At 62.2% G+C, this 3,470-nt stretch carries 3 protein-coding genes; all 3 read right to left on the bottom strand.

Features of this window, described 5'->3' with window-relative positions:
- Positions 1-374 (bottom strand): SGNH/GDSL hydrolase family protein (locus tag AC5JJ6_RS04840; protein WP_496040957.1); only part of this gene is annotated, 374 nt, incomplete at its 3' end.
- Positions 375-483: 109 nt separating this feature from the next.
- Complete coding sequence (locus AC5JJ6_RS04835) at positions 484-1,098, bottom strand: DedA family protein (protein WP_496040956.1); 615 nt, start codon at positions 1,096-1,098, stop codon at positions 484-486.
- A gap of 92 nt (positions 1,099-1,190) precedes the next feature.
- Positions 1,191-3,092, bottom strand: coding sequence for a potassium/proton antiporter (locus AC5JJ6_RS04830; RefSeq protein ID WP_496040955.1), 1,902 nt, complete (start codon positions 3,090-3,092; stop codon positions 1,191-1,193).
- Between the last annotated feature and the right edge of the window lie 378 nt (positions 3,093-3,470).

The following is a 3,470-nucleotide window of genomic DNA, read 5'->3' as shown; positions in this document are numbered from 1 at the left end:
TTCGTCCCCTGCCGCGCCAGATAGTCGAGCGTCTGGAAAGTGACGCCCGGAGGGACGGTGCCGCCGGTGGTCGCCCCGCCGAAAGCATAGTTGTTGCCGCCGGCCAGCGACGGAACGGCCTGGGTTCCGTAAGCTTCCGCCACCCGGTCTATCCAGAGCGGTCCGTTGGAGAACCGGCCGGGCGCATAGGGCGGTGACAGCGGGAGAGTTCCGAAAGTAGCCGAGGTGATGTTGCCCGTGTCGGTCAGGCTGTCCCCGAAGGCGTAGATCGATGTCGGCGCCGCGCCGGCCGGCGCCGCTGCCGCCGCGATGCCGAGGCAAAGGCCCAAGCCTGCCCCAGCCATCGCACCCTTGTTCCACCAAATTGCCAGCATCTGGCCTCCAACGAATTTACACAACTTTTAGTATATTAGCGTTCGCGTTCTTGTAGAGGAACAGGCGGAACGCTTCAACGTCTCAGTTGGAGGCCGGGGCAGTTCAGCGTCACTCTCCCGCTTGCTGTGACATCTCGCGCCGTTGCCGGCGCCGGCCTCGCCACTGGCGGACGAAGCGATAGGCGAACAGCAGGACCAGGCCTGCGATCAGAATGGTGCTGACCGGGCTGATATAGGCCTCCACCGCACTCCACTGGTCCCGCAGGATGTACCCGCAGATGGCAAGCAGACTGGTCCAGGTTACCGTTCCGATCGTGGAGTAGAGCAGAAACGGAAACAGGCCCATGCCGCTGATTCCGGCCGGGACGGAGATCAGGGTGCGGACACCCGGCACGAGGCGTCCGATCAGCACGGCGGATCGGCCATGACGATTGAACCAGTCAGTCGCATGGTCGATGTCGTCGGGCGACACGGTGATCCAGCGCCCGTAGCGGTCGGCAAACTCGCGCATTCGCTTATGGCCATAAACCTTGCCGGCGTAGTACCAGGGCAGCGCTCCGAGCAGCGACCCCAGGCTGCCGGCCACGATAACGCCGACCAGGGACATGCCGCCCTGGGTGGCGGTGAAACCGGCAAGCGGCATCACGACTTCGGAGGGGATCGGCGGAAAAATATTTTCGAGGAACATCAGCAGGGCGATGCCGGCATATCCCAGCCCGTTCATCAAACCTGTAATCCAGTCAAACATCGGCCTCAATCCCTGGCGTTATGTGATCGCTTAACAACCCGCGCGCCAACGACTCGGTTGCAGGCGAATCAATCCGCCGATCGAGACGCCTCGTCCTTTGCCTGCCGTTTGGCTTGACGGCGCGCAACCCGTTCCGCGCGGCGCGCCTGTCTGCGCTGACGCCGCTGCCATAGACGGAAGTAGAGGCGGCTCCTTGCCGCTTCAAGCATGCGAATCAGGTCGCGGGGCAGGGGGATGGCGGGGGGGCGTGGTCCGGACTGCGGTGCTGCCGGCTCCAATGCCAGCCCGACGACACGCAATTCCCCGTCCCGCATGTCGCGGGCGATCAATTCGACCGATCCCATGCGCAGCCTGTCACCTACCTCCACGGCGTCGCGGAATTCCTGCCGGAACAGTTCGGCCAGCGTGAGCTTGGCGTTCCGGATCGACAGCGGCAGGCCGTACAACTCCGCGAGCGCCGCGACCGTCATGTCGGCCTTCAGCGCAAGATCGCCGAAGAACTGGCGGTCGTCTTCCGCCAGTTCGCGCGTTTCGCCGAATAGACGGTCGAGCATGGAGACGCGCGACGGCGCAGTGAACAGGTACACGAGGTCCCCTGCCTGGAGATGGCGGACCGTATGGATCGTCCGTACCTGTCCGTCGCGGATGATCAGCGAGGGGCGTGCCCAGCGTGGCAGTCGATGGCCGCTGACCACTGGGCTGTGCTCGAGGATCGTATAGGCCACCAGTTCATAGTCGGCCTGCCCCGGAAGTTCCAGCTCGACCCTGTCCACCGGGCCGATTCGCGGCGGGACGATCAGCTTGAGCCAATGGGCCAGCGGCCGGATCGTCCAGCCCTGCACCAGCAGCGACATCATCACGATCAGGAAGGCGATGTTGAAGTAGAGCTGGCCGTCCGGCAACCCGAACAGGATCGGGACGATCGCGAGCAGGATCGACACGGCACCGCGCAGCCCGACCCAGGCGATGAAGGTGGTCTCGTTGTTGGTGAACCGGAAAGGCGCCAGGCACAGCCAGATGGCGATCGGGCGGGCGATCAGGATCAGCACCACGGCAAGCGCCGCCGCCGGCAGGAACAGGCTGGGGAATTGCGCCGGGCTGGCCAGCAATCCCAGCATCACGAACATGACGATCTGGCTGAGCCAGGTGAGCCCGTTGTGAAAGCGGCGCAGGCTTTGCGCGCCGCGCAGTTTCGAATTTCCCGCGACCAGACCGGCGACATAGACGGCTAGAAAGCCGCTTCCTTCGGCGACGCCGGCGAGCGCAAAGATGAACAGGGCCATCGACAGCGAAACGATCGGGTAGAGTCCCGGTTCCAGCTTGACCCTGTTGATCGCGAGCACCAGCAGCCACCCGCCCACCAGCCCGAACAGAACGCCGCCGCCGATCTGGGACATGAACAAGGCCGGCAGATGCCAGGAGGACTGGTCGCCGTCGGCGGTGATCAACTGAACCAGCGCCAGTGTCAGGAAGATAGACATGGGGTCGTTGGTGCCGGATTCGATTTCCAGCGTCGAGCGCACCCGATCGCGGAGAGTGATGCCGCCAACCCGCAGCAGGAAGAAGACCGCCGCGGCATCTGTCGAACTGACGATGGCGCCGAGCAGCAGCGATTCGCGCCAGGGCAGGCTCAGCGCAACGTGAGCGGCAAGTCCCACGAGGCCGGTCGTGATGAGAACACCCACTGTCGCGAGGGTCAGCGCCGGGGCCGCCGCGACCCTGTAGCTGGAGAATCGGGTGTCGAAACCGCTTTCGAACAGGATGATGGCAAGCGCCACGCTGCCGATCAGGAAAGCGGCCGGCGTATTGTCGAACGTGATGCCGCCGATACCGTCCTCGCCGGCGGCCAATCCGACGCCAAGGAAAATCAGAAGTAACGGTGCCCCGATCCGAAATGAGATCAGGCTCGTGAAAATACTTACCAGCAGAAGTGTCGATGCAATCAGAATTATCAGATTGTTAAATTCCATGTAACCGTCTTGCCCCGACGTAAGTTGTATCTCAACCGATTGCCAAAACGATTTGCCCTAAACAGGCCATGCTCTCTCTCAGGGAGACTATGGCAGGTTGTCGTCTTTGGCTATGCGAAACATCCGGCCCTGTTTGTCGCACCGTCGGCGGTCCAAAATGCTGCAGAATGGGCGAGGAGACAATCTGAGTAAAATTCAACGAATATTGAATGAAGATGATTTGCCGGGGGTCATAATCCAAATGTATTATGTTACACGAGAAGCACATATGTGGCCAAAGCTCACATTTGTTGTCAGAAAGAACTTTGGCTGAGCCAGCATTGAGGTATCTATACCCCCAAGACGACAGCGGGGACGACACGATCGTGGCTGCGTCGG

It is taken from the genome of Skermanella sp. (genome assembly GCF_059503625.1).
Note: the sequence above shows the minus strand (reverse complement) of the source record. Positions and strands in the feature narration are given on the sequence as shown.